The sequence below is a fragment of the Streptomyces sp. NRRL WC-3618 genome (assembly GCF_001280005.1).
GTDB lineage: Bacteria > Actinomycetota > Actinomycetes > Streptomycetales > Streptomycetaceae > Streptomyces.
This window is the reverse complement of sequence record NZ_LGDW01000478.1, coordinates 13,286-34,039: the sequence shown is the minus strand read 5'-3', so window position 1 is coordinate 34,039 and position 20,754 is coordinate 13,286. Positions and strand designations below refer to the sequence as shown.

Here is a 20,754-nt window from a genome sequence, read left to right as displayed (position 1 = left end):
CTGACCTGCGATGCCGTCACGGCCGGCCGCGGCCCGCCTTTCCCGGATCCGTGAGCGGCTTGATCACACCGCTGTACGTCAGTCGCCGAGCCCGCCGCTCTGCGGCCCCCGGCCCTCCAGGTAGCGGGTGTGCGACTCCTGGCGGCGGGCCTCGATCTCCCTGAGGCCCGCCGCCAGCCCCTCCGCCTCCTGCCGGAGCAGCCCGAGCTGCCGCTCCAGATGCCGCTCCGGCGGCTCCTGCCCCGGCGCCAGCCGCGTCCACCACCGCGCCCGTACGAAACTGTCGACGGCCTCGGGCAGGTCCTGCCGCACGATCCGCGACACCACGTGGACTCCTTCCGGGTCCTGGGCCAGCACCTCCGTCACCCACCCGGGCTCCAGCAACGCGCTGACGAGCCCGGTCAGCTCGGTCACCTGCCCGGCCGCCGCAGGCGGCAGTTCGACCTGCCCCAGATACTCGTCCAGCCGCTCGAAGTCGCCCCGCAGCTCGTCGAGTTGGGCGGAGAGCTGGGCCGACGAGTCCGGGAAGTCCGGCAGCGGCCGGCGCTCCGGCGGGGCGATCAGCGCGCCCGCGCCGTACAGCCCGGCGACGACGACAGGCCAGTACGGGCCCGCCAGACCGGTGAAAGTCAGCACCAGGCCCACCAGTCCGCACGCGCTCCCGGCGATGTTCTTGCGGGACTCCAGGAACCCCAGGAATCCGCCGTGCCCCGCGGGTCTACTGGTAGCCACGGATCTCCTTGAACGCGCCGTCGAGCGAACCCTTCTGGGCGTTGAAGAGACGACCGCCGGTCAGCTCGGCGATGTGCCCCAGCTCGGTGCGGTCGGAGTCGCCGAAGAGAATGGGGAACACGGGTATCTCCCGCTGCTGGGCGGTGAGTCGCCGGTAGAAGCCGTCGAACTCCGGCGCCTTCGCGCCCGCCGTGTTCTCGCCGTCCGTCATCAGCACGATCGACGTGAACGTGTCGCGGTCGGCGCGGAGTTGCTCGTACGCCTTCTCCAGCGACGTGTAGATCGCGGTGCCGCCGTCCGCCGTCAGCGCGTCCGTGTCCCGGCGGATCGCGTCGAGTCCGCTGTGCGGATCGGTGGGGCTCACGGTATGGGTCCGTACGCTCTTCACATCCGATCCGAAGGACATCAGCGTGACCTCCTCGCGGTGCCGGAAGTCGCCGGTGAGGCCGCGCAGCGCCGCCTTGAGGCCGGACAGGCGGTCGCCCTTCATCGAGCCCGAGGTGTCGAGGACGTACACGGTCCGGGAGGGGCGGCGCAGCTTGTTCTCGTACGCGTCGAGCAGCCCGTCGGCGACGGACCGGCTGCCGGGGAAGGGGAGTTCCCGGCGGCGCGAGGCGTCGAGGCCGGCCGCGGGCGGTACGGAGGCGACGACCGGGCGGCGGTGCGTGACGTCGGTGATCCGGCGCTGCGTCGCCGGGGTGCGCAGGGCCTCCGTCAGCCGGCGGACGTTCTCGCGGGTCGCGGCGTCGGTCGACACGAGCGAGGTGATCGGGTAGTCGGCGGTGACGACGCCGTCGCGGGGGCGGATCACCGTGAGGCCGGGGATGCCCTTGAGGACGGACTCGTAGTTCAGCAGGGCGTCGACGGTGCCGCGCCGGTCGTAGGCAGCCGCCAGCCAGCCCGACGAACTGGACGTCAGCTTCTGCCCCTTGAAGAACTCCTTCAGCCGCGGCGACGCCTTCTTCACGTCCGCGTCGGTCAGCGCGGACTGCGCTCCGGAGAGCCCCGAGGCGACCGAGATCAGCGTGGAGAAGCCGGAGTTGGAGCGGTCGGGGTCCGTCATGCCGTACGTCAGTTTCCCGTCCCGTACCGCCACCTCCACCTGGGACCAGGTGACCTGGTCGGGCTTCCAGCCCAACTCCCGTACGGTGGCGGCCTTGACGCCGATGGCGACCGGGCTCGACATGATGGGCGTCTCGGACACGACCTTCTTCGCCGCGTCGGGACGCAGCCGCAGATAGTCGTTGGAGGACAGCCACAGGGCGTCGAAGTGCCCGTCCGTCTTCCCCGTCGCCAGCATGTCGATCGCGTCGAGCGTGCCCATGTAGGTGGGCCGGACCTTGATGCCGGTGTCCTTCTCGACCTCCGCGAGCACCGGCGTCATGTCGGAGAGCTCGCTGGAGGCGAGGACACGGAGGGTGCCGGGCTCGGGGGAGCCGTTGTCGAAGAGCGGTTTGGGGTCGGGCTGTGCCGTGCAGGCGGTCAGGAGCGCGAGCGCCAGAGCGGCTGTGGCGGTGAGCCGGTGTCTCCTGCTCATATCTGGCCTCCGTCCAGCCCGCTCCGCGACTGGCTGCGCGCCAAGTAGGCGCTGGCGTGCTGGAGTTCGGAGGTCAGCGACTCCACGGTCGCCGCCATCGTCTCTGTCGCCTGGACCTTGTAGGTGTCGATGGTGTCGAGGGTGCGGTAGATCTGCTGGAAGGCGTTCTTCAGTGTCTCCGCGCCGACGGCGGGGTCGGCGGCGATGCGCTGGATCTCCCCGCTCTGCGTGGCGAGCATCTCGGCGTTGCCCCGGATGAGGTCCTCGGTCGTCCCGCGCAGCGAGTTGACCTGCTCGATGACCTTCTTCTGGTTCTCCAGGGCGGAGGCCAGCATCACGGAGATACGCAGCGCGGACACGGTCGTGGTGGCCGCGCGGTCGACGCCCTTGATCAGCTCGTCGTTGTTGCGGCGTACGACGTCCATGGCGAGGTAGCCCTGTGCGCACACCGCGAGCTGGGTCAGCAGGTCCTGGTGCTTCTGCCGGACCGGGAAGAGCACGTCCGCGCGCAGATTGTCGGCGCTCCCCGGGTCGGCCGCCTCGACCCCGCCGATGTGCCGCTCGACGGCGGCGTCCAGGGCTTCCGTGAGGACGACGTACTCCTGGAGCTTGCCCATGGTCTCCCACAGGCGCACCCGTTCGGTCTGCAACGCCGCGCTGTCTCTGCGCAGTTCGTCCTGTCCGCCGCGCAGCGAGCCCACGATCTTGTTCAAGGTCGCCTGCGAGGAGGCGTACTTGGCGACGTGGTCGCGCAGTTTGTTGCCGCCTGGCAGCCTGGAAAGCAGCTTGCGCCCCTTGCCGGTAGGCAGGTCACGCGGGTCCAGGTCCTCGACGACGCGCCGGAGTTCGACGAGCGAGCCCGCCACCTGCGACTGGGCGTCACCGCCCTTGCTCGGCAGGCTGCGCACGGCCCGTTCCAGCATGCGGTTGGACTGCGCGGCGGCGGTGCGCATCTCACCGGCGCCCAGCCCGGTGATCTCCCCGACGCGGCCCGCGAACTCGGGCGAGCGGGCGTCGAGGGCGGCGAGCTGTCCGACGTACTCGGCGGCCTTGCGGGCCATGTCGGTTCGGACGCTGTCGTCGACGGGGACGAGCCCTCCGGCCTTCTCACGCGGGACAGCCGCGACGGGCTCGGGCGGGGTGAGCGTGAAGATGTCGTCGCCGCTCCGACTGCTGTGCTGGCTGGTGTTCTCGTCCGGCTTCTGGAAGTTCATGTGTGATCCCCCCTGGTTACGACTGTCCTCGGGCCCGGCGCGCCATCTCGTGCAGCACCTTGGAGGTGGGCACGGGCGCCTGCCGGACACCGGTCAGTCTCTGGTTGAGGTACGCGGCATGGGCCGCGGTGGCCGCGATGAACTCCGCGGTGTCGCCCTGCGGCCGGAACCCGTGCCGGACGGCGAGCTTGCGCAACGCCGGGTCGTCGCTGAGGAGTTCACCGAGGGCGCGGCCCTCTTCGGTCAGCGGTACGACGGTGTGGTCACTGTTGGCGGTGGTGTCGGGGTAGAGGACGCTGAGGTCATCGGTGCCTTGCGCGTCCCCGAGGAGCGAGGCGACCTGCGACTCGTACACCAGCACCAGCGGGTTCCCGGCGCCGCTCACGAAGTCCCGGAACGCCGCGTCAGAGCTGGGTTGTTGAGCACCCTGGACGCTGACCAGCTTGCGCATCAGGGGCGCCGTACGGGCGATGTCGGCGTCGCTCGCCACGACCCGGCCGCCGTTCTCGACGTAGCTCGTGGCCGCGAGGTAGAGGGCGCCTGAGTTGGAACTCTCCGGGTCCGTCGTGGCGATGTAGAGGGTGCCGGTCAACTCCCCGTAGGCGGCAGCGCCCTTGAGCTGCTGCCAGGTGCGGTCCGCGTCGGCCGCGTGGAGATAGGCGGCCATCTTGAGGGTGCCGCGGTGCCGGCCCTTCTCGAGCGTCGCGAGACCGTTGGCCGCCAGCACCTCGGCGGCGTTGCGGTGGGCCACGACGACGAGCGGCGAGTAGAAGGGCCGCGGCAGGGGCTGCCGTGCCTTGTACTTGACGGCCAGTTCGTCGGCGGGCGCCTGGCTGGACGGGAAGGCGAAGTCGTAGCCCTTGAGGTCGAGGTCCTCCATGGCCCACGACCCGGAGGTCTCCGTCCGCACGGTGTAGCCCTTGGCGGCAAGGGCCTTCACCACGTCGGGATCGGCGAAGAACTCGGCCTTCTCCGATCCGATGACTCCACGCACGGTCTTCGTTGCCGTGCCCTGGTCCCCGTGTTCCCGGCCCGCCACCACGGCTACCACCACGCCGCCGATCAGCAGGACCGCGAGGACAATCCCTGCGATTCGTCTCACGCCGGGAGCGTGCTCCCGGAATCCAACGTTCCCCGGCAACAAGGATGAACGAAAGGTGAACCGGTGGTCCCGGTACGCAACGGGACCAGACCACTGAAAAAAGAACGTCCAGGGCAACTCCCCTCAGGACACCCCTTCCAGGGGCGCGGGGAACGGCGCGACCAGCCACAACGCACCGGCGGCCACCCACGGCGGAAGCCACCCTCAGGGCGCGGGGAACGGCGCGACCAGCCACAACGCAGCCGCGGCCACCCACGGCGGAAGCCACCCTCAGGGGCGCGGGGAACGGCGCGACAAACCACAACGCACCCGCACTCGCCGAACAACATGAACCCCTACGACGAAAAGGCGCCCCGGTCCAAGCGAACGCAGTGCTGTGGCACCCGGCCCGCACGTCGCTGCGGGAGCGCGCGGACCGGGGCCGTCGAGGGAGCCCCAGGAAGGAAGGGGGCTCAGTGGGAGGACGCGAGCCTACGAGGCCCGCCGGCCTCGGCGTGCGCGTCCATACGTTCGGCGGCGAGAATCGCGGCGGCCGTATCAGCGCGCGAGGCCGCGACGACCAGCGCGCGTCCGGCGAGCGCATGGGCCCGCTGGTGCAGGGCCGCGAGGTCGCCGGCACCGGTCGCGGCGACCGAGGCGCGGACCGGCGTACGCCCCCGGCGCAGCCTGCTCACCTGCCCGGCGAGGCGCTCGGCGGCGATGTCCAGCTCGGTGGAGGGCGCGACGGCGCGCAGATCGTCGGTGGCGGTGAGGAGTGCGGCGAGGTGGCCGGCCAACTGGATGTCCAGCTCCTCCTCACGTGACCTGTGGGGGAAGTCCGAGGCGGTGTCGGCCAGCGCGGTGCGGGTGCGGGTGCTGTGGACCGAGGGGGTGCGGATCGGTTCGTACATGGGGAGCTGGCCTCCTGTGCGCTGACAGGAAGCCATCTTAGCTTGGATTCAGTCTAAAGTTGAGCCCGATCGTAAAAAGTGGTTCCAGATCGGTTTAAGGCTGGCTGTAGCCCGCCAGGAAGCTGCCGATGCGGGTCACCGCGTCGCGCAGGTCGCTGACCGAGGGCAGCGTGACGACGCGGAAGTGGTCCTGCTCGGGCCAGTTGAAGCCCGTACCGTGCACGACCATGATCTTCTCGCGGCGCAGCAGGTCCAGGACCATGCGCCGGTCGTCCTTGATCTTGAAGACGTTCGGGTCGAGGCGCGGGAAGAGATAGAGCGCGCCCTTCGGCTTCACACAGCTGACGCCGGGGATCTGCGTGAGCAGCTCGTACGCGACGTCCATCTGTTCCTTGAGCCGCCCGCCCGGCAGCACCAGGTCGTTGATGGTCTGGCGCCCGCTGAGCGCGGCGACGACACCGTGCTGACCCGGCATGTTGGCGCACAGCCGCATGTTCGCCAGGATCGTCAGGCCCTCGATGTACGAGTCCGCGTGGGCGCGGGGTCCGGAGATCGCCATCCAACCGACCCGGTAACCGGCCACGCGGTACGCCTTCGACATGCCGTTGAAGGTGAGCGTGAGGAGGTCGGGGGCGATCTTCGCGGTCGAGGTGTGCGTGGTGCCGTCGTACAGGATCTTGTCGTAGATCTCGTCCGAGCAGACGAGGAGGTTGTGGCGGCGGGCGATGTCCGTCAGCCCGCGGAGCATGGCGTCGTCGTACACCGCGCCCGTCGGGTTGTTCGGGTTGATGATGACGATCGCCTTGGTGCGGTCGGTGACCTTGCGCTCGATGTCCGCGAGGTCCGGCATCCAGTCGGCCTGCTCGTCGCAGCGGTAGTGGACCGCCGTACCGCCGGACAGGGAGACCGCCGCCGTCCACAGAGGGTAGTCGGGGGCGGGTACGAGCACCTCGTCGCCGTCGTCGAGCAGGGCCTGCATCGCCATCACGATCAGCTCGGACACGCCGTTGCCGACGAACACGTGCTCGACGTCCGTCTCGATGCCGAGGGTCTGGTTGTGCATGACGACCGCCCGGCGCGCTGCCAGCAGCCCCTTCGCGTCGCCGTACCCGTGGGCCGACGACACGTTGCGGAGGATGTCCTCCAGGATCTCGGGGGGAGCCTCGAAGCCGAAGGCCGCCGGGTTGCCGGTGTTCAGCTTGAGGATCCGGTGCCCCGCCGCCTCGAGCCGCATCGCCTCTTCGAGAACCGGGCCCCGGATCTCGTAACAGACGTTGGCTAGCTTGGTCGACTGGATCAGCTGCATGGCGTGAGTTTACGGCGGGGTAACGCATCGGGCGCGGTGTTATCCGCCACGTGGGATCGGAGCGGGGCGCGGAAGCGAACGTGTTTTCGGTACGGGTGCTGGGTGGATGCCGGTCGGATGCCAGACGGGTGCCGGTCGAATGTCAGTGGGGTGTGATTCGCTCCCGGGGTGACTGAGGAACTGGACACCGTCGCCTTCGCGTCCGCCGAGGCCTTTGAGGCATGGCTCGCCGAGAACCACGCCACCACACCGGCCGGCATCTGGCTCAAGCTGCGCAAGAAGGGCCCCGGAATCGAGGCCCTGACCTACGCCCAGGCGCTCGAGGTGGCGCTCTGCTACGGCTGGATCGACGGCCAGAAGGCCGGGCTCGACGACCAGTGGTGGCTCCAGCGGTTCACGCCGCGCAGGCCGAGGAGCAGATGGTCCAAGGTCAACCGGGACAAGGTGGCCGCGTTGATCGAGCAGGGTCGGATGCGTCCGCCGGGCCTTGCGGAGATCGACCGTGCCAAGGCGGACGGCCGCTGGGACGCGGCGTACGACAGCCCGAGGACCGCCACGGTCCCGGACGACCTCGCGGCGGCCCTGGCGGCGACCCCGGCAGCGGCGGCGTTCTTCGAGACGTTGGACCGGCAGAACCGCTACTCGATCCTGCACCGCGTCCAGGAGGCGAAGAGGGCCGAGACGCGGGCCCGCCGGATCGAGAAGTACGTGGCGATGCTGGCCGAGGGGGAGAAGTCGTATCCGTAGGCGGGGTGGGGGTCAGGGTCGGGGTCGGCGGCGGTGCGGCCGTGCGCTCCAGAAGAAAGGGCAATCCTGAAGGGAAAGAAGGGCAATCACGAAAGGAAATAGGGCAGACCCATGTCAACGCTTCGTAACACATGATGAGTTGAAGAGAGTTATGCGATGATGCCTTCTCCGCATGTCGCTGCGGAAATGTCGACACGTCGCAAACGGAGTTTTCCATGCAGAAGGTCATCGACTACATCGAAGAACGTCGGGAAACGTACGAGAACCATGCATTCTTTACGCGCCTGCTCGCCGACGAGTCGCTCCCCGGAGAAAAGCGTCTGGCGTGGGGGCCCAGCGTGGTTCCCTTTATCATGGGCTACTCCGACCTGAACAAGTATGTATTCCGCAAAGACGAAGAAAATTCCCGGCCCGATCAGTTGCAGGCACTTCTGAATGCGCACACGTACGAAGAGGACTTCCACTGGCAGTGGATGCTGACCGACCTGGAGAAGCTGGGGGCCGACAGCAGCATGCCTCTGTCGGACGCCACGCGGGTTCTGTGGAGCGCGGATTTCAGCCACTCTCGGCGTCTCTGCCTGGAACTGGCCGCGCTCGCCGCGGGCGCCCCCACGTACGCCATTTTCGCGATGGTCGAGTCCATCGAGGCTGTCTCCATCACGATCTTCACCCACTGCCGGGGAATCGCCCTGCGGGACGGTCGCGAATGTGAGTTTTTCGGCACCAAGCACTATATGGCGGAGGCGTCGCACAGCATAAAGTCGCCCGAGATAGAAGAGAAAAGCCTGCCGTCCCTCGCCGACGCGCAGCGCGAGGAAGCCAAGCGGATTGTGGACCGCACGTTCTCGCTCTTCGACAACTGGTCCGACTCGCTCCTGCGGTTCGCTCTCGAAAGCGGGGACCACGAGCGCACCTACAAGAGGGTGATCCAGGAGAGCAAGGACCTGCTGCCGGAAGCCGAGGCGGTGGCCGCTGCCGCCTTCTAGCCTCCCACTCGTTTCCCAGGGGAGAGCCACGTCCCCCCGGTTGAACAGGTGACGCGGTGTCAGCCGTGGGTGCCAGGCACGGTCGCGGCCGCCGTCACCGCGGCAGGATCCTACGGCTGCTACCCGGACCTTCAGCTGATGAAGGAGCCCGGGGCGCAGGCGCTCGCGGCCACCCAGGCGTGCGACTCGATGCTTTGGTACATTCGCGCCCCATTGGTGTAGTGGTTCCGGGCGAGGCTGTCCACGTACTTCTCGCCCGGCTTGAGGCAGCCGTACGCCCTGTCGTTGTAGTGGCCGAAGTAGTAGAAGGCCACGACGTCTTTGCCGCCGACGAAGCCGCTGTTCATGACGGACACGGCGCGGTTCACGTCGGGGCCCTGGAAGGGGCCGTAGCTGTCGCCCCACTCGGGGTCGTCGCCTGGGGTGACGCCGAGGAGCTCTCCGCCGCAGTCGAAGTAGTCCCAGGCGCGGACGTTGCCGTCGCGGCCGTGCGAGTTCCATTCGGCGTTGCAGCCGGGCCCTGCGTGGGCGGTGGCGGGCAGAGCGAGTCCGAGGGCGGTGAGGCCCAGGGTGGCGAGGGAGACGGTCAGTCTGCGCATGAGGGATTCCTGTTCTGCTCCCGCCTCATAGGAGGCGTTGGACGGGGGCCTGTCATGTGACGATCGTCAAGCGTGGCCGCGGGACGCACGGTGTGGTCCGGATCAAGTGCGGGCGGGGACTATGCGCTCGGCGCGGGTGAGGGCATGACGCTGCATCCGCCGGTGGGCGTCGAGGGCAGGGCCGTACTTTCCGGCCAGTTCGCCGACGTAGTGTGCCTCGCGCCGCTCGCCGATCGAGCGCAGGGAGGCCAAGCGTGCGCAGGTGGCGTCGGCGACCGCGATCCGGGTCTCGTGCGCGAAGGTCCTGGCTTCCTCGGCCCGGGTCTGCTCCGCGCTGTGCTCGCGTGTGGATTGGCGGGCTGCGTCGGGGTCGGGGAAGGGGTGGCCCGCCTTGCTCATACAGTGTGACCAGGCGTTCACGGCGCTCGTGAACTCCTTGTCGTGCAGCAGCTTGCTCACGTACAGGGGGCGCAGGTTGCTGACGGTTGTGTCGGAGCGGAACCATGCCGCCGGATCTCCGTACAGCGTCTTTTCGGCCTGGCCGACGCAGCCGCCGGACTGTTTGGTGATCGTGCCGCCGGACGGCGTTCGCGACGTCAGCACCACGGCGTCCCGGCCGCCGTCCATCGCGAGGTCGTAGGCCCTCTGGCGCGAGCGGGAAAGGGACATGCGGTAGGCGATGTTGGGGTTACTCAGGCGGGCGCTGTCCTCCTTCGCCATGATCCGGCTGCCGTAGCCGTGACTGCGCGCCCAGTCGACGTCGTCCTGGACGTAGCCGACCGGCCGGCTCTCCTCCAGGCTCAGCCGCTTTTCCGCCCAGAAGCGGAAACTCTTCTTGCGCATACAGCCTGTGATCAAGCGCTGCTCGGCATCAGAGATCCGCAGGTCCTGAGCGTAGTTGAGCTTCTTTTCGGCCCCAACAGCCTCAGCTCTCGCGGCCGGTGAGGCGCGGTGGGCAACGTCGGTGTCCGCTGTGCAACCGGTAAGAACAAGCGAGACCAGCGCGGCGACCGCGCCCAGCGCGGCGACCGCGCCCAGCGCGGTGCTCGCGCGTCGCGCGCCGCGTCTGCTCGGTAACACCCTCCGACCTGGAACGTCTGTGCGTTGCATTGGCATGCCTCCGAGGCGTGTGCGCTTTGGTGTGCACGGCTGATCATGCCGCGAAGGACTCCGGATCACGACACCTGTGCATGGTTGAGGTGCGGAGGGAGCGAAGCAATGGTTTCGATTCTCATCGAACTGACTCCAGCGGGCGTTGACCGGCGACGGCTGTCCGCACGGCGGCTCCTACTCGAATGCGGTGCTTGAATGGACCGTCGTTCCTGGTCTGGCAAGGAGAAGCGCTGTGCCCCTGGTGTCCGTCGTGATGCCCGTGTACAACTCGGCAGCCACCCTCGGCGCAGCCGTCCGATCGGTGCTCACGCAGACCCACAGCGACCTGGAGCTGCTGGTCACCGACGACCGGTCCTCCGACGGCTCCATGGACCTGCTCCGCGAGTTCGCCGAGCAGGACGAGCGCGTCCGGCCGGAGTCGGCACCCGAACAGGGCGGTGCGGGCCGGGCCCGCAACCTCGCGATCGAGCGGGCCCGCGGGGACTACATCGCCTTTCTCGACAGCGACGACATGTGGCTTCCGGAGAAGACCGAGAAGCAGCTCGCCTTCGCTGCGGAGGACACTGCGCCATTGACGTTCACCTCGTACTTCAAGATGGACGCCGACCACGACGGCGAGAGCACCCACTGGGTCCCGAACGGGCGGGTGATCCGCGCGCGGGAGCATGTGGACTACCGCGCGATGCTGGTCCAGGACCACATCGGTGCTCTCACCGCCATGTACGACCGCACTGTCCTGGGCACGAGGCTGATGCCGGAGATGCGCAAGCGCCAGGACTACGCCCTCTGGCTGTCGATCATGCGGGACGGCGCTGACGCCCGGGGGCTGGCTGAGCCGCTCGCGGTGTACAGGGCCCACCAGGCGGGCTCGCTGTCCTCCAACAAGCTGTCGCTCGTGCAGTACAACTGGGCCCTGTACCGCGAGCACGAGCATCTGTCGGTCCCGCGCGCGACGCGGGCGCTGTCCGGCGCGGTGTGGCAGTCGCTGCGCAACTCGCGTATCTAGATCCGTCCGCGGGTACGGGGAGGGGGCGTGCGGCGCAGGGAGGCCGGCACGACGGTCTGGGCTCACTTGGCCATCAACCGTTGGTTCAGGACTCAGGGCCGGTGTCCTTCGTCGGATCGTGCCGGTCGCGGTCCAATCGCTGCTGCTTTGCCCAGTCGCGGTAGTCGGCTGCCCCGGAGTAGGGGAGTCCTGAGTCGCTGTACTTCCTGCGGATATTCGTCAGATGGCTCGCCACCGTGCTGCGCGAGCTACCCAAGCGGCGTCCGACGGCTTCCTGCTTGATCCCGTCGCCGATCAGCCGCAGCACTTTGCTCTCGGTGTCCGTCAGGCGGGGTTTGTCGGGCCGGTCGTCCTGCGCCAGCCAGAAGGCGTGCTCGGCGGTCGTCGGCACTTCCCCGCGGTCGAGGGCCTGGACGACGTCAACGAGTTTGTCGAGGCTGTTGGCGCGACTGGTGAGGTAGGCGGAAGCGCCCGCCTCGGTCGTTTCGATGATCCACTTCTTGTCGGGGACCACGGTCACGATGATGACCTTGTGTCCTGCCTCGATCAGGGCCCGGACGTTGTCGGCCGGCAGGGTGCCGTCACCGAGGTTCAGATCGAGGGTGACGATCCTCGGTGACGGCCGCGCCGCCAGGAATTCGGCAACCGACACGGCTGTGACGGGCACACGCACGTTGCTCTTGACCTCGAACCACAGCGCCCTTCCCTCCGCGTCCATCACGTTGTCGTCGATGGATCCGATGTTGATCAGCTGTTCCATGTCATCTCCACGGTGGTTCCTTCTCCCGGCGCGCTGACGATGACGGCCTCGCCGCCGAGAGCCGCGATGCGTTTGATCGAGTGGGTGGTTCCGAGTCCGGGGGGCTGGGCTTCGGTGTCGAATCCGATGCCCTGGTCGATGACGGCGACTCGCACGCCGCCGTCCGCCGTGGTCGCCGCAGTAACGCAGACCTCATCCGTCTGCGCGTACTTGACGACGTTGTTCAGCGCTTCACGTGCTCCTTTGGTCAGCGCTTCCACCACCTCCGGAGGGAGACCCGAGGGCAGGACGCCGATCCTGGGCTCCACACCGCGGCCTAACAGTTCCTGGGCAGGATGGTCCCGGATCATCCGTGCCAGCGAGGTGGCGAGCTCGGCAGGGGCACCGTCCTTGCGGCTCGTGGTCAGCACGCGAAGGAAGTCGGCCTCTCTCTGGGCCAACCACTGGTTCTTCTGCGCGGAGTGTCGGCCGGTGGCGATCATGTCAAGGGTCAACTGGACGGAATCGTGGAATTCCAGGGCTTGTTCCGTACGTTCCTCGGCGCGGGCGGCCTGGTGCTCGGCCTTCACCGCACGGTCTGTCGCACTGTCCGTGGCTCGCGCCCCTTGCAGCAGAAGCCTGCCCGCGAATCCGGCAACGCCCGCGAAGACGGTCATCATCGTGGCGTTGGAGACCAGCTCCTGGCCGTTGGGCGTGCCCAGGGCCGGCCACGCACCGGCCAGCCAGGCGGCGACGACGACACCTACCGCGACCGCGCGGTGACGGCCACCGTAGATGGCCGCTGTGACGGTGACACCACACAGGGGAGGGATCACCCAGTTGGTGATCGAGGCGGCCTCGGCTGGTGGGTAGCTCCGGCTCACCACCACCGCGTACGCGACAGCCAACGCGACGTCGGCTGCGATCCAGCGCGGCGACAGAGTACGTCGGCGGAGGCCCACGGTGAACATCACCACCGCGAAGAGTGCGGCCACGGTGTAGCCGCCCACGATGATTCCGGTATGGCGGTCCGGAAGTGCTCGGAGAGGAAGCACCGCCAGCCAGAGCAGGAACTGGGAGCCCCTCAACGCCCCCAGGGATCGAATGAGCATTCGATTGGTCCGATCGTGTGCGCTCTCGCGCGGAGCGGCTTGCGGATTCATGACCCCACCGTGGCAGGCCGGACCGGCCTGCGATATCCACTCTTTGTCCATCCCCTCGGCGGCCATCCCCTAGGTGGCCATGGCCTGTTGGCCATCGGCGCTTGGGCGATGCCGTCGGCCTTGGCGGATCCGTAGCGTTGACGCAGCAGTGGTGGGTGCGCCGGCCGCACGAAGGTGAGCGGATGGCCCTGGCGCTGCGGATCCCTGCTGCTTCACCGGTACGGGGAGAGGAGGGGCGGTGATCGGGAAGTGTCTGTCCTTGGGATCCGCCTCCACTCGCCAGTCAGCCAGTCCCCGTCCGAGGGCGAATCTGTGACGAGAAGGATGGAGTACCGCTCATGACTACGCCGCCCCCAGGCCCGAGCCGGACCGTCAAGGTCATGGCGCTCGTCATCTCGATCCTGTGCGGCCTTGTCGCCGCCCTGATCGCCTTCACGCTCAGTCGTCATCTTGAGGCGACCGCTCTCCAGGCTCTCACCTACTCCGCAGGGTCCTTCCTGGCTGTTGCGGCCTTTGCCAGGTCGGTCCAGGGGAGCCTCGGCCTTCTCTGACGGCTGCGCGGGGAAGGAGTGGTGCCCCCCCCGCAGGGGTCCAGGGTCCCCCTCTGTAGCGGCGCCGAGTGTGCACAATCCCGCCACCCGCGGCCGAAAGTCGTTCCTTGCCCCAGGAGCCCCTCCCGCATCACAATGCGCATGACAAAAAGTGAGCGGCCGGAAAACCTCCGGTCGCTCCTTCGTACGAGGGGACCCCCACATGAACAAGCCTCTCCTTGCCGCGCTCGCAGCCCTGGTGATCACCGGGGCGGGAGCCGCACCCGCGGTCGCCGGGCAGGCCGACTCGGCCGCGCCCGTCGCGAAGAGCGCTGTCACCAAGGCGGCACCGGCCGTCAAGGCTGCGCCGGCCGTCAAGGCCGTCAACTTCGCCGGCACCGTCTCGCTCTCCAACTGTTCCGGCTCGCTCGTCCGCTTCCCGAACTCCGAGGCCAACGACCCGGCGCTGGTCATGTCCAACGGGCACTGCCTCGAGACGGGCTTCCCGGCCGCCGGTGAGGTCGTCGTCGACCAGCGGTCCACCCGTACCTTCGGGCTGCTCAACGCCTCGGCCACCCGCGTCGCCACCCTGCGCGCCAGCAAGATCGCGTACGCGACGATGACCGACACCGACGTGTCGATCTACCAGCTGACGACCACGTACGCGGCGATCAAGAGCTCGTACAACATCAGCCCGCTCACCCTCAACGACACCCACCCGGTCGTCGGCACCCCGATCACCGTCGTCTCCGGCTACTGGAAGCGGACGTACGCCTGCAACGTCGACGGCTTCTCCTACCGCCTCAAGGAAGGCGAGTGGACCTGGAAGGACTCGGTCCGCTACACCTCCGCCTGCAAGACCATCGGCGGCACCTCGGGCTCGCCGGTCGTCGACAACGCCACCGGCAACGTCGTCGCCGTCAACAACACCGGCAACGAGGACGGCGCGCGCTGCACCGACAACAATCCCTGCGAGGTCGACGCCAACGGCACGGTGACCGTCCGCGAGGGCATCAACTACGCCCAGGAGACCTACCAGATCCCCGCCTGCTTCGGCGTCGGCAACAAGCTCGACCTCAGCCGCAGCGGGTGCACCCTGCCGAAGCCGTAGCTGTACTGACCTGGGAGGGCGGGGGGCGGCTGAGACGCGGATTCCGCGTCGCGGCGTGGCTGGTCGCGCAGTTCCCCGCGCCCCTGGACGGGATCGTCGCCCGGGCCAGTGAGTTCCCGGTGGCCGGGTCGGCCAAGCCGCACCAGGCGGTACGGGTCTCCACCCACCTCTTCCACCAGCGGGAGGATGTGGGACGGGTCGTCGACGCGCTGTGGCAGCTGTCGGGCGTGATGAGCTGACGACGGTCTCACCCCCTCAGGTGTGTGTCGGCGGTGTCGCGGGCTCGGCCGCTGCCGGGGTCGTGGGGGTGGACGTACGGCGGTAGGTCATCGTGGCGGCGGCGATCGCGGTCGCCGCCAGGATCGCCCCGGCGGTGGCCAGGGCCGCCTGCGCGGCGTCGTGCGGTGCGTCCGCGTCGGCCAGGTAGATGCCGCCGGCGACCGCGATGCCGAGCGTGCCGCCGAGTTGCTGGACGGCGTTGAGGAGTCCGGCGGCGGAGCCGGTCTCCTGCGGTCCGACGCCGTCCAGCGCGGTGGTGAAGAACGGCGGCGTGAACAGGCCGGTGCCCAGGCCCGCGACGGCCAGCGCGAACGGCAGGGCCACGGGGTACGCGTCGGGGGCGCTCGCCCGGTAGGCGAGGACGGCCCCGGCCAGGCCGGTGGCGAGGATGGCGAGGCCGGCGTGCATGATGCGGGTTCCGTGGCGCGGGACCAGGTAGGCGCCCGCGGCCCATGACCCGGCGGCCAGTCCGGTCGACCACGGCAGCAGCGTCAGGCCGGCGGTGAGCGGGCCACGGCCGAGGCCCAGCTCCAGGTGCAGCACCACGGTGATCATGACGGCGTTCATGACGGCGAAGAACAGCGTCGAGGTGGTCAGCGCCGCCGGGAACGCACGGCCGCGCAGCAGCGCCGGTTCGATCAACGGGGCCCGGCCCAGGCGGGCGGTACGACGCTGATGGGCGACGAACAGCGCGAGGACGCCGACGCCTGCCACGGCGGTCGCCCACGCCACCGGGCCCGGGGCGCCGGTGGTCAGCGGGCACACCACCAGGGCGGTGCCCGTCATCGCCAGTACGGTCCCGGCCGGATCCAGGCGCGGGCGCGACGGGGCGCGGTCCTCGCGCAGCCGTGGCGCGATCGCCAGTACGGCGGCGGCGAGGGGAAGGTTGACGAGGAAGACCGCGCGCCACGACGACGCGAACACGTCGGCGTGCGTCAGGACTCCGCCGAGCACCGGCCCCAGCACTGCGGACAGACCCATGACCGGGCCGATGGCGCCGAGTGCCTTGGGCAGTTCGTCGCCGTCGAACATCGCCCTGATCAGCCCGAACGTCTGCGGGATGATCAGCGCGGCGGCGGCGCCCTGTAGCGCGCGCAGCCCGATCAGGGCCTCGGCGGTCGGGGTGAGCGCGCACGCCAGCGAGGTGGCGGCGAACGCGACGACGCCGATACGGAACACGCGGCGGCGGCCCGCGATGTCACCCAGCCGGGCGCCGGTCAGCAGCCCGAGCGCGAACGCGAGCGTATAGGCGGCGCTGAACCACGGGATGGCTGCGCTCGCGCCGCCGAGGTCGGTGTGGATGACGGGGCCGGCGACCTGGACGATCGTCGCGTCGAGGAGGTTCATGGCCTCGGCGACCAGCACGGCGGCCAGGGCGAGCCACCGCCACCGGTACGCGGGCGCCGACACCACCGTCCCAGGCACGGACTCGGGCGCCGGTGCTTGGCGCGGGTCGGCGGTTGTACTGCGGTGCGTGGTGCGGGACATGCTCTTTCCCCACATGCTCTCTCCCCCCGTGGTGTCCCGGGACGGCGGTCCGCCCGGTGCGGCGGCTGGTGAGGCGGCCGGTGCCCACCGTGCCGCCGCATCAGCACCAACTTCCATCTTTGAGGCAGGAATCGGCGATTACTTCCACCAACAGCGGCTAGCGTGGTGGATATGCTCGTACTGGATGACCTGGACCGCGCTCTGATCCACGCCCTGCAAGTGGACGCGAGGGCACCGTTCACCCTCGTCGCCGACGTCCTCGGCTCCTCCACGCAGACCGTGGTGCGCCGCTACCGCCGCCTGTACGCGCAGGCGGGCCTGCGCGTCGTCGCGCTGCCCGCGCCGCGCAGCTCCGGTACCCACCAGTGGTTCGTGCGGCTGACCGCCGCGACGCGCACGGCGCACGACATCGCGGTCGCCCTCGCGCGCCGCCCGGACACGTCGTGGGTGCGGCTGACCTCCGGCGGCACCGAGATCGTGGCGATCATCCACACCACGCCCGTCGGCCCCGACGCCCACGCGCTGCTGCTGCGCGACATCCCGCGCACCGCCGGGATCACCGCGGTCTCCGCGCACTATCTGCTGCACACCTACTTCGGCGGGCCCACCGCGTGGCGCGGCCGTGCCGACGCCCTCGACGCGGCACAGGAGGCGCGGCTGCGCGCCGAGAGCGGCGCGGGCCCCGGACCGGACACCGCCCGCGCGCACACCGCCGAGGTTGCCCACGGTCAGCCGGGGGCGGCAGGCGCAGGACCGGAACCTGGGGCGGAGGCGCCCGTGTACCTGCTCACCGACGCCGACCGTTTGCTACTGGACGTGCTGCGCGCCGACGCCCGTATCAGCTACGCCGACCTTGCCGCCGCGACCGGCTCGACCGCGTCCACGGTGGCCCGCAGGCTCGCCGAACTGCGTGCGCGCGGCGCGCTGTTCTTCGACGTGGACGTCGATCCGGCACTGCTGGGCGTCACCGTGTCGGCGCTGCTGTGGATGCAGGTGGCGCCCGCGCACCTGGACGAAGTCGCCACCGCGCTGGCCACGCACGAGGAACTGGCGGTGGTCGCGGCGACGACCGGTCCGACGAACCTGGTCGCGCACGCGCTGTGCCGGGACGCCGAGGACCTGCACCGCTACCTGACCCGGAAGATCGCGTTGGAGGCGATCGCGCGGATCGAGACCGCGCCGGTGCTGCGCACCTACAAGGCCGCCGCGACGCTGTGGGCCGGCTGAGCGGAGCCGGGGAGGACCGGGCGTCCCGTCACACCGGACCGCGCCGGATCGCCCTGCCCGCCAGTACGTCCGTCCTGCGGCCGTCCTCCATCACGAACCGGCCGTCGATCAGCACGTACGGGATGCCCGTCGGCAGAGTGCGCGGCGCTTCGAACGTCGACCCCGCCGCCACCGTCGCCGCGTCGAACAGGACCAGGTCGGCCCGGTAGCCCTCGCGGACCAGGCCCCGGTCTGGCAGTCGCAGCCTCGCCGCCGGGCGGGACGTCAGATGGGCCACGCACTCCTCGAGGGTGAGGACCTCCAACTCCCGCACGTACCGCCCGAGATACCGGGGGAACGTGCCGTACGCGCGCGGGTGGGGCTTCGCGCCCTGGAGGATGCCGTCCGAGCCGCCCGTGTGGACGCGGTGGCGCATGATCGCGCGGACGTTCGCCTCGTGACCGACGTGCTGGAGGATCGTCGTGCCCAGCCGGTCGGCCAGGAGAAGGTGGCGGGCGACCGTCCACGGGGTCTCGCCGCGCAGGTCCGCCGACTCCTGAACCGTACGGCCCACGAAATCGCCCAGCGCCGGGTCGCTCACGCCCGAGATCTCGATCGTGTCCCACTCGACGGGCACGCCGTGGCAACCGTCCGCGCCGACGACCTCCAGATGGTGCCGGACACGTTCGGCGGTGTCGGGGTCCGTCAGGCGCCGCAGGATCGCCTCCGGGCCGCCCTCGCTCGCCCAACTCGGCATCAGGGCAACGAGGGTTGTGGAGCCGGGGGTGTAGGGATACGTGTCCAGGGTCAGGTCCGCCCCCGCCGCCAGCGCCTCGTCCAGCAGGGCCAGGAGCTGCGGCGCGCGGCCCTCGTTCACCCCGAAGTTCATGGTGGCGTGGGCCAGATGGAGCGGGCAGCCCGCCTCCCGGGTCAGCTCCACCATCTCCGCGTACGCCTCCAACGCCCCCGCCCCGTACGAGCGATGGTGGGGGCAGTAGTAGCCGCCGTACCGCGCCACCACCCGGCACAGCTCGGTCAGTTCGGCGTCCTTGGCGTACATGCCGGGCGTGTAGGTCAGGCCCGACGACATGCCGACCGCGCCCTGTTCCATGCCCTCGGCGACCAACTGCCGCATACGGTCGAGCTCTTGGGGCGTCGCCTCGCGGTCCTCCCAGCCGACGGCGAGCATACGGACCGTGCCCTGAGGGATGAGGTAGGCCGCGTTCACGGCGATGCCCTCGCCGTCGAAGCCGTGGTCGAGACGGTCCAGGTACTCGCCCACGGAACGCCAGTCGAAGTCGATGTCGTCGCCGTGGCCGTTCCAGCCGGTGATCGCGTCGCGCACCTCGGCGAGGGTGCGGTCGTCGACCGGGGCGTACGACAGGCCGTCCTGGCCCAGGACTTCGAGGGTCACCCCCTGCGCGGCCTTCGCACTGTGGTCGGGGTCGCGCAGCAGGGCGAGGTCGCTGTGGGCGTGCATGTCGATGAAGCCGGGGGCGAGGGTCAGGCCCTCCGCGTCCAACTCCCGGCGCGCCTCGGGGCGTTGGCAGCCGGCGGCGGCCGCCTCCTGGACGATCGCCACGATCCGCCCGCCGTCCACGACCACATCGGCGCGGTACGAGGGGCCGCCGGAGCCGTCCACGACGTCCGCGTCCCGAATGACGAGCTCATCCACGCCGGGCCTCCTAGAAGAACGTACGGATGTAGTCGACGACCGTGCCGTCCGCCTCGGTGAGCGGGATCAGCTGCCACTTGTCGAACGACGTGCACGGGTGGGAGAGGCCCAGGCCCAGCCAGTCACCGACCTCCAGATCCGCGCCGGGAGCGGTACGCAGCCAGGCGTGCTGGTCGGAGAGGCCGGTGACCGAGATACCGGTGGCGGGCCGTTCCGGGGCCCCCTCCCTGCGGACCGCCTGGGCGAAGGGCAGATCGATGTCGTACGCCGCGTCCCGCTTGCCCGCGTTCACGAAGGCCTGCTCGGCGGAGGGGCGGGAGACGACCTGCGTCCAGAGGCGGAAGGCGGGCTCCAGGGCCCCCTCCCCGGGAACCCGGTTGAACGGGGTGATCTTCCGATAGTGACCGTCGTCATGCGAGACGTACGCCCCCGAGCGCAGCAACTTCAGCACAGGGAGCGACAGTTCGGGGATCTCGAGGAACACGTCGGCGACCGCGTCGAACCAGGCGCTTCCCCCTGCGCTCACGATGACCTGGTCCGCCCCGTCGAACCGCCCCGCCTTGTCGAAGTCGGCCGCCAGCGCCACCAGCCGCCGCAGCCACGCCCGCACCCGCTCCGGATCGGCCTCGGGCACCTCGCCCTCGTACCCCGCGACCCCGACCAGCCGCAGGGTCGCTGCGGCGGCCACGGCGTCCGCGACCGCCGCGCACTCCGCCTCCGTGCGCACGCCGGTCCGGGCGCCCTCACCGGCGCCGAGTTCGACGACCACGTCCAGCGGACGGGCCCCCGCCCCCGCCAGGGCCGCGTCCATCAGTTCCACCCCGCGCACGGAGTCGACGTAACAGACGAAGGCGAAGTCCGGGTCAGCGGCCAGCTCCGCCGCGATCCAGCGCAGGGCCGCCGGGTCCACCAACTCGTTGGCCAGGAAGACGCGTTGGATGCCGAAGGCGCGGGCGACGCGCACCTGGTGGGGGACCGCGAGGGTGATGCCCCAGGCTCCGTGCTCGATCTGGCGGTGGAAGAGCTGGGGGGCCATGGACGTCTTGCCGTGCGGGGCGAAGGAGAGGCCGTGGCGGGCCGCGTACGTCTCCATCAGTTCCAGGTTGTGGGTGAGGCGCTCGGCGGAGAGGGCCAGTACGGGGGTGGTGAAGCCGCCGGTGAAGAGGTTGCGGCGCTGGGCGGCGAGCTCGCCGACGGTCAGGCCGTCGGCGTCCGGCGGGAGGCCCTTGAAGCGGACGTCCACACGTTCGGCGGCCAGCCCGGCGAGCGGCCCGGCGCCCCCGACACCCCGGTTGCCCTTGATGTCCTCGATGTCTTCGGTGCCCATGGGA

General features: G+C 69.8%; 20 protein-coding genes. 7 read left to right on the top strand and 13 right to left on the bottom strand.

All coding sequences use genetic code 11. The features are described 5' to 3' along the window. Positions 1 to 78: 78 nt before the first annotated feature. From ADL01_RS37045 to ADL01_RS37020, 6 genes are all read right to left on the bottom strand, one after another. Positions 79 to 732, bottom strand: coding sequence for a hypothetical protein (locus ADL01_RS37045; protein WP_234354924.1), 654 nt, complete (start codon positions 730 to 732; stop codon positions 79 to 81). Further along, a complete protein-coding gene (locus tag ADL01_RS37040) occupies positions 719 to 2,269 on the bottom strand; it encodes a substrate-binding and vWA domain-containing protein (protein WP_053746452.1) in 1,551 nt (516 codons plus the stop codon). Before ADL01_RS37040 ends, ADL01_RS37045 begins: the two co-directional genes overlap by 14 nt. Beyond that, positions 2,266 to 3,483, bottom strand: a complete 1,218-nt coding sequence (locus ADL01_RS37035) for a toxic anion resistance protein (protein WP_053746451.1) — start codon at positions 3,481 to 3,483, stop codon at positions 2,266 to 2,268. The genes ADL01_RS37040 and ADL01_RS37035 overlap by 4 nt, the downstream gene beginning before the upstream one ends. A gap of 16 nt (positions 3,484 to 3,499) precedes the next feature. Further along, positions 3,500 to 4,585 (bottom strand): hypothetical protein, encoded by a 1,086-nt coding sequence (locus ADL01_RS37030; protein WP_053746450.1) that lies wholly within the window; start codon positions 4,583 to 4,585, stop codon positions 3,500 to 3,502. Positions 4,586 to 5,037: 452 nt separating this feature from the next. Beyond that, a complete protein-coding gene (locus ADL01_RS37025) occupies positions 5,038 to 5,475 on the bottom strand; it encodes a hypothetical protein (RefSeq protein ID WP_053746449.1) in 438 nt (145 codons plus the stop codon). 94 nt (positions 5,476 to 5,569) lie between these two features. Further along, positions 5,570 to 6,781 (bottom strand): pyridoxal phosphate-dependent aminotransferase, encoded by a 1,212-nt coding sequence (locus ADL01_RS37020; protein WP_053746448.1) that lies wholly within the window; start codon positions 6,779 to 6,781, stop codon positions 5,570 to 5,572. A 168-nt stretch (positions 6,782 to 6,949) separates the two neighbouring features. Between ADL01_RS37020 and ADL01_RS37015 the strand changes: the two genes are divergently transcribed. Next, a complete protein-coding gene (locus ADL01_RS37015; RefSeq protein ID WP_053746447.1) occupies positions 6,950 to 7,528 on the top strand; it encodes a YdeI/OmpD-associated family protein in 579 nt (192 codons plus the stop codon). A 215-nt stretch (positions 7,529 to 7,743) separates the two neighbouring features. Next, positions 7,744 to 8,514 (top strand): hypothetical protein, encoded by a 771-nt coding sequence (locus ADL01_RS37010; RefSeq protein ID WP_053746446.1) that lies wholly within the window; start codon positions 7,744 to 7,746, stop codon positions 8,512 to 8,514. A 131-nt stretch (positions 8,515 to 8,645) separates the two neighbouring features. Here the strand turns inward: ADL01_RS37010 and ADL01_RS37005 are convergent, their stop codons facing one another. Both ADL01_RS37005 and ADL01_RS37000 read right to left on the bottom strand, forming a co-directional pair. Beyond that, positions 8,646 to 9,113, bottom strand: coding sequence for a hypothetical protein (locus ADL01_RS37005; protein ID WP_053746445.1), 468 nt, complete (start codon positions 9,111 to 9,113; stop codon positions 8,646 to 8,648). A 102-nt stretch (positions 9,114 to 9,215) separates the two neighbouring features. Continuing rightward, positions 9,216 to 9,956, bottom strand: coding sequence for a hypothetical protein (locus ADL01_RS37000; RefSeq protein WP_234354923.1), 741 nt, complete (start codon positions 9,954 to 9,956; stop codon positions 9,216 to 9,218). Between the two features lie 502 nt (positions 9,957 to 10,458). Here ADL01_RS37000 and ADL01_RS36995 point away from each other — a divergent pair. Next, positions 10,459 to 11,232, top strand: coding sequence for a glycosyltransferase family 2 protein (locus ADL01_RS36995; protein WP_053746443.1), 774 nt, complete (start codon positions 10,459 to 10,461; stop codon positions 11,230 to 11,232). A gap of 85 nt (positions 11,233 to 11,317) precedes the next feature. On the opposite strand, the gene ADL01_RS36990 is transcribed toward ADL01_RS36995, so the two are convergent. Both ADL01_RS36990 and ADL01_RS36985 read right to left on the bottom strand, forming a co-directional pair. Continuing rightward, positions 11,318 to 11,992, bottom strand: a complete 675-nt coding sequence (locus tag ADL01_RS36990; RefSeq protein WP_053746442.1) for a helix-turn-helix transcriptional regulator — start codon at positions 11,990 to 11,992, stop codon at positions 11,318 to 11,320. Then, complete coding sequence (locus tag ADL01_RS36985; RefSeq protein ID WP_159049736.1) at positions 11,980 to 13,200, bottom strand: sensor histidine kinase; 1,221 nt, start codon at positions 13,198 to 13,200, stop codon at positions 11,980 to 11,982. Before ADL01_RS36985 ends, ADL01_RS36990 begins: the two co-directional genes overlap by 13 nt. 272 nt (positions 13,201 to 13,472) lie before the next feature. On the opposite strand from ADL01_RS36985, the gene ADL01_RS36980 reads away from it, so the two are divergent. The 3 genes from ADL01_RS36980 to ADL01_RS36970 all read left to right on the top strand — a co-directional run bounded on the left by ADL01_RS36980 (position 13,473) and on the right by ADL01_RS36970 (position 15,014). Beyond that, positions 13,473 to 13,685, top strand: a complete 213-nt coding sequence (locus ADL01_RS36980; RefSeq protein ID WP_053746440.1) for a hypothetical protein — start codon at positions 13,473 to 13,475, stop codon at positions 13,683 to 13,685. 202 nt (positions 13,686 to 13,887) lie between these two features. Continuing rightward, complete coding sequence (locus ADL01_RS36975) at positions 13,888 to 14,775, top strand: S1 family peptidase (RefSeq protein WP_053746439.1); 888 nt, start codon at positions 13,888 to 13,890, stop codon at positions 14,773 to 14,775. After that, on the top strand, positions 14,754 to 15,014 hold the full coding sequence (locus ADL01_RS36970; protein ID WP_053746438.1) for a hypothetical protein: 261 nt from the start codon (positions 14,754 to 14,756) through the stop codon (positions 15,012 to 15,014). Before ADL01_RS36975 ends, ADL01_RS36970 begins: the two co-directional genes overlap by 22 nt. A 16-nt stretch (positions 15,015 to 15,030) precedes the next feature. On the opposite strand, the gene ADL01_RS36965 is transcribed toward ADL01_RS36970, so the two are convergent. Next, positions 15,031 to 16,542, bottom strand: a complete 1,512-nt coding sequence (locus ADL01_RS36965) for an MFS transporter (protein WP_078960986.1) — start codon at positions 16,540 to 16,542, stop codon at positions 15,031 to 15,033. 171 nt (positions 16,543 to 16,713) lie between these two features. Between ADL01_RS36965 and ADL01_RS36960 the strand changes: the two genes are divergently transcribed. Further along, positions 16,714 to 17,769 carry an Lrp/AsnC family transcriptional regulator gene (locus ADL01_RS36960; RefSeq protein WP_053746507.1) on the top strand — a complete coding sequence of 352 codons (1,056 nt, stop codon included), beginning with the start codon at positions 16,714 to 16,716 and terminating at the stop codon, positions 17,767 to 17,769. Positions 17,770 to 17,797: 28 nt separating this feature from the next. Here ADL01_RS36960 and ADL01_RS36955 read toward each other — a convergent pair whose 3' ends face one another. Together ADL01_RS36955 and ADL01_RS36950 are read right to left on the bottom strand one after the other, a co-directional pair. Then, positions 17,798 to 19,423 carry an N-acyl-D-amino-acid deacylase family protein gene (locus ADL01_RS36955; protein ID WP_053746437.1) on the bottom strand — a complete coding sequence of 542 codons (1,626 nt, stop codon included), beginning with the start codon at positions 19,421 to 19,423 and terminating at the stop codon, positions 17,798 to 17,800. Positions 19,424 to 19,433: 10 nt separating this feature from the next. Further along, a complete protein-coding gene (locus ADL01_RS36950) occupies positions 19,434 to 20,750 on the bottom strand; it encodes an amino acid deaminase (RefSeq protein WP_053746436.1) in 1,317 nt (438 codons plus the stop codon). Between the last annotated feature and the right edge of the window lie 4 nt (positions 20,751 to 20,754).

Excerpts from the sequence above, each read along its gene's own strand:
- ADL01_RS37040 (WP_053746452.1), bottom strand. The coding sequence starts at position 2,269 with ATGAGCAGGAGACACCGGCTCACCGCCACAGCCGCTCTGGCGCTCGCG.
- ADL01_RS37035 (WP_053746451.1), bottom strand. The coding sequence starts at position 3,483 with ATGAACTTCCAGAAGCCGGACGAGAACACCAGCCAGCACAGCAGTCGG.
- ADL01_RS37025 (WP_053746449.1), bottom strand. The coding sequence starts at position 5,475 with ATGTACGAACCGATCCGCACCCCCTCGGTCCACAGCACCCGCACCCGC.
- ADL01_RS37020 (WP_053746448.1), bottom strand. The coding sequence starts at position 6,781 with ATGCAGCTGATCCAGTCGACCAAGCTAGCCAACGTCTGTTACGAGATC.
- ADL01_RS37010 (WP_053746446.1), top strand. The coding sequence starts at position 7,744 with ATGCAGAAGGTCATCGACTACATCGAAGAACGTCGGGAAACGTACGAG.
- ADL01_RS37005 (WP_053746445.1), bottom strand. The coding sequence starts at position 9,113 with ATGCGCAGACTGACCGTCTCCCTCGCCACCCTGGGCCTCACCGCCCTC.
- ADL01_RS37000 (WP_234354923.1), bottom strand. The coding sequence starts at position 9,956 with ATGCGCAAGAAGAGTTTCCGCTTCTGGGCGGAAAAGCGGCTGAGCCTG.
- ADL01_RS36990 (WP_053746442.1), bottom strand. The coding sequence starts at position 11,992 with ATGGAACAGCTGATCAACATCGGATCCATCGACGACAACGTGATGGAC.
- ADL01_RS36985 (WP_159049736.1), bottom strand. The coding sequence starts at position 13,200 with ATGGCCGCCGAGGGGATGGACAAAGAGTGGATATCGCAGGCCGGTCCG.
- ADL01_RS36980 (WP_053746440.1), top strand. The coding sequence starts at position 13,473 with ATGACTACGCCGCCCCCAGGCCCGAGCCGGACCGTCAAGGTCATGGCG.
- ADL01_RS36975 (WP_053746439.1), top strand. The coding sequence starts at position 13,888 with ATGAACAAGCCTCTCCTTGCCGCGCTCGCAGCCCTGGTGATCACCGGG.
- ADL01_RS36965 (WP_078960986.1), bottom strand. The coding sequence starts at position 16,542 with ATGTCCCGCACCACGCACCGCAGTACAACCGCCGACCCGCGCCAAGCA.
- ADL01_RS36960 (WP_053746507.1), top strand. The coding sequence starts at position 16,714 with ATGCTCGTACTGGATGACCTGGACCGCGCTCTGATCCACGCCCTGCAA.
- ADL01_RS36950 (WP_053746436.1), bottom strand. The coding sequence starts at position 20,750 with ATGGGCACCGAAGACATCGAGGACATCAAGGGCAACCGGGGTGTCGGG.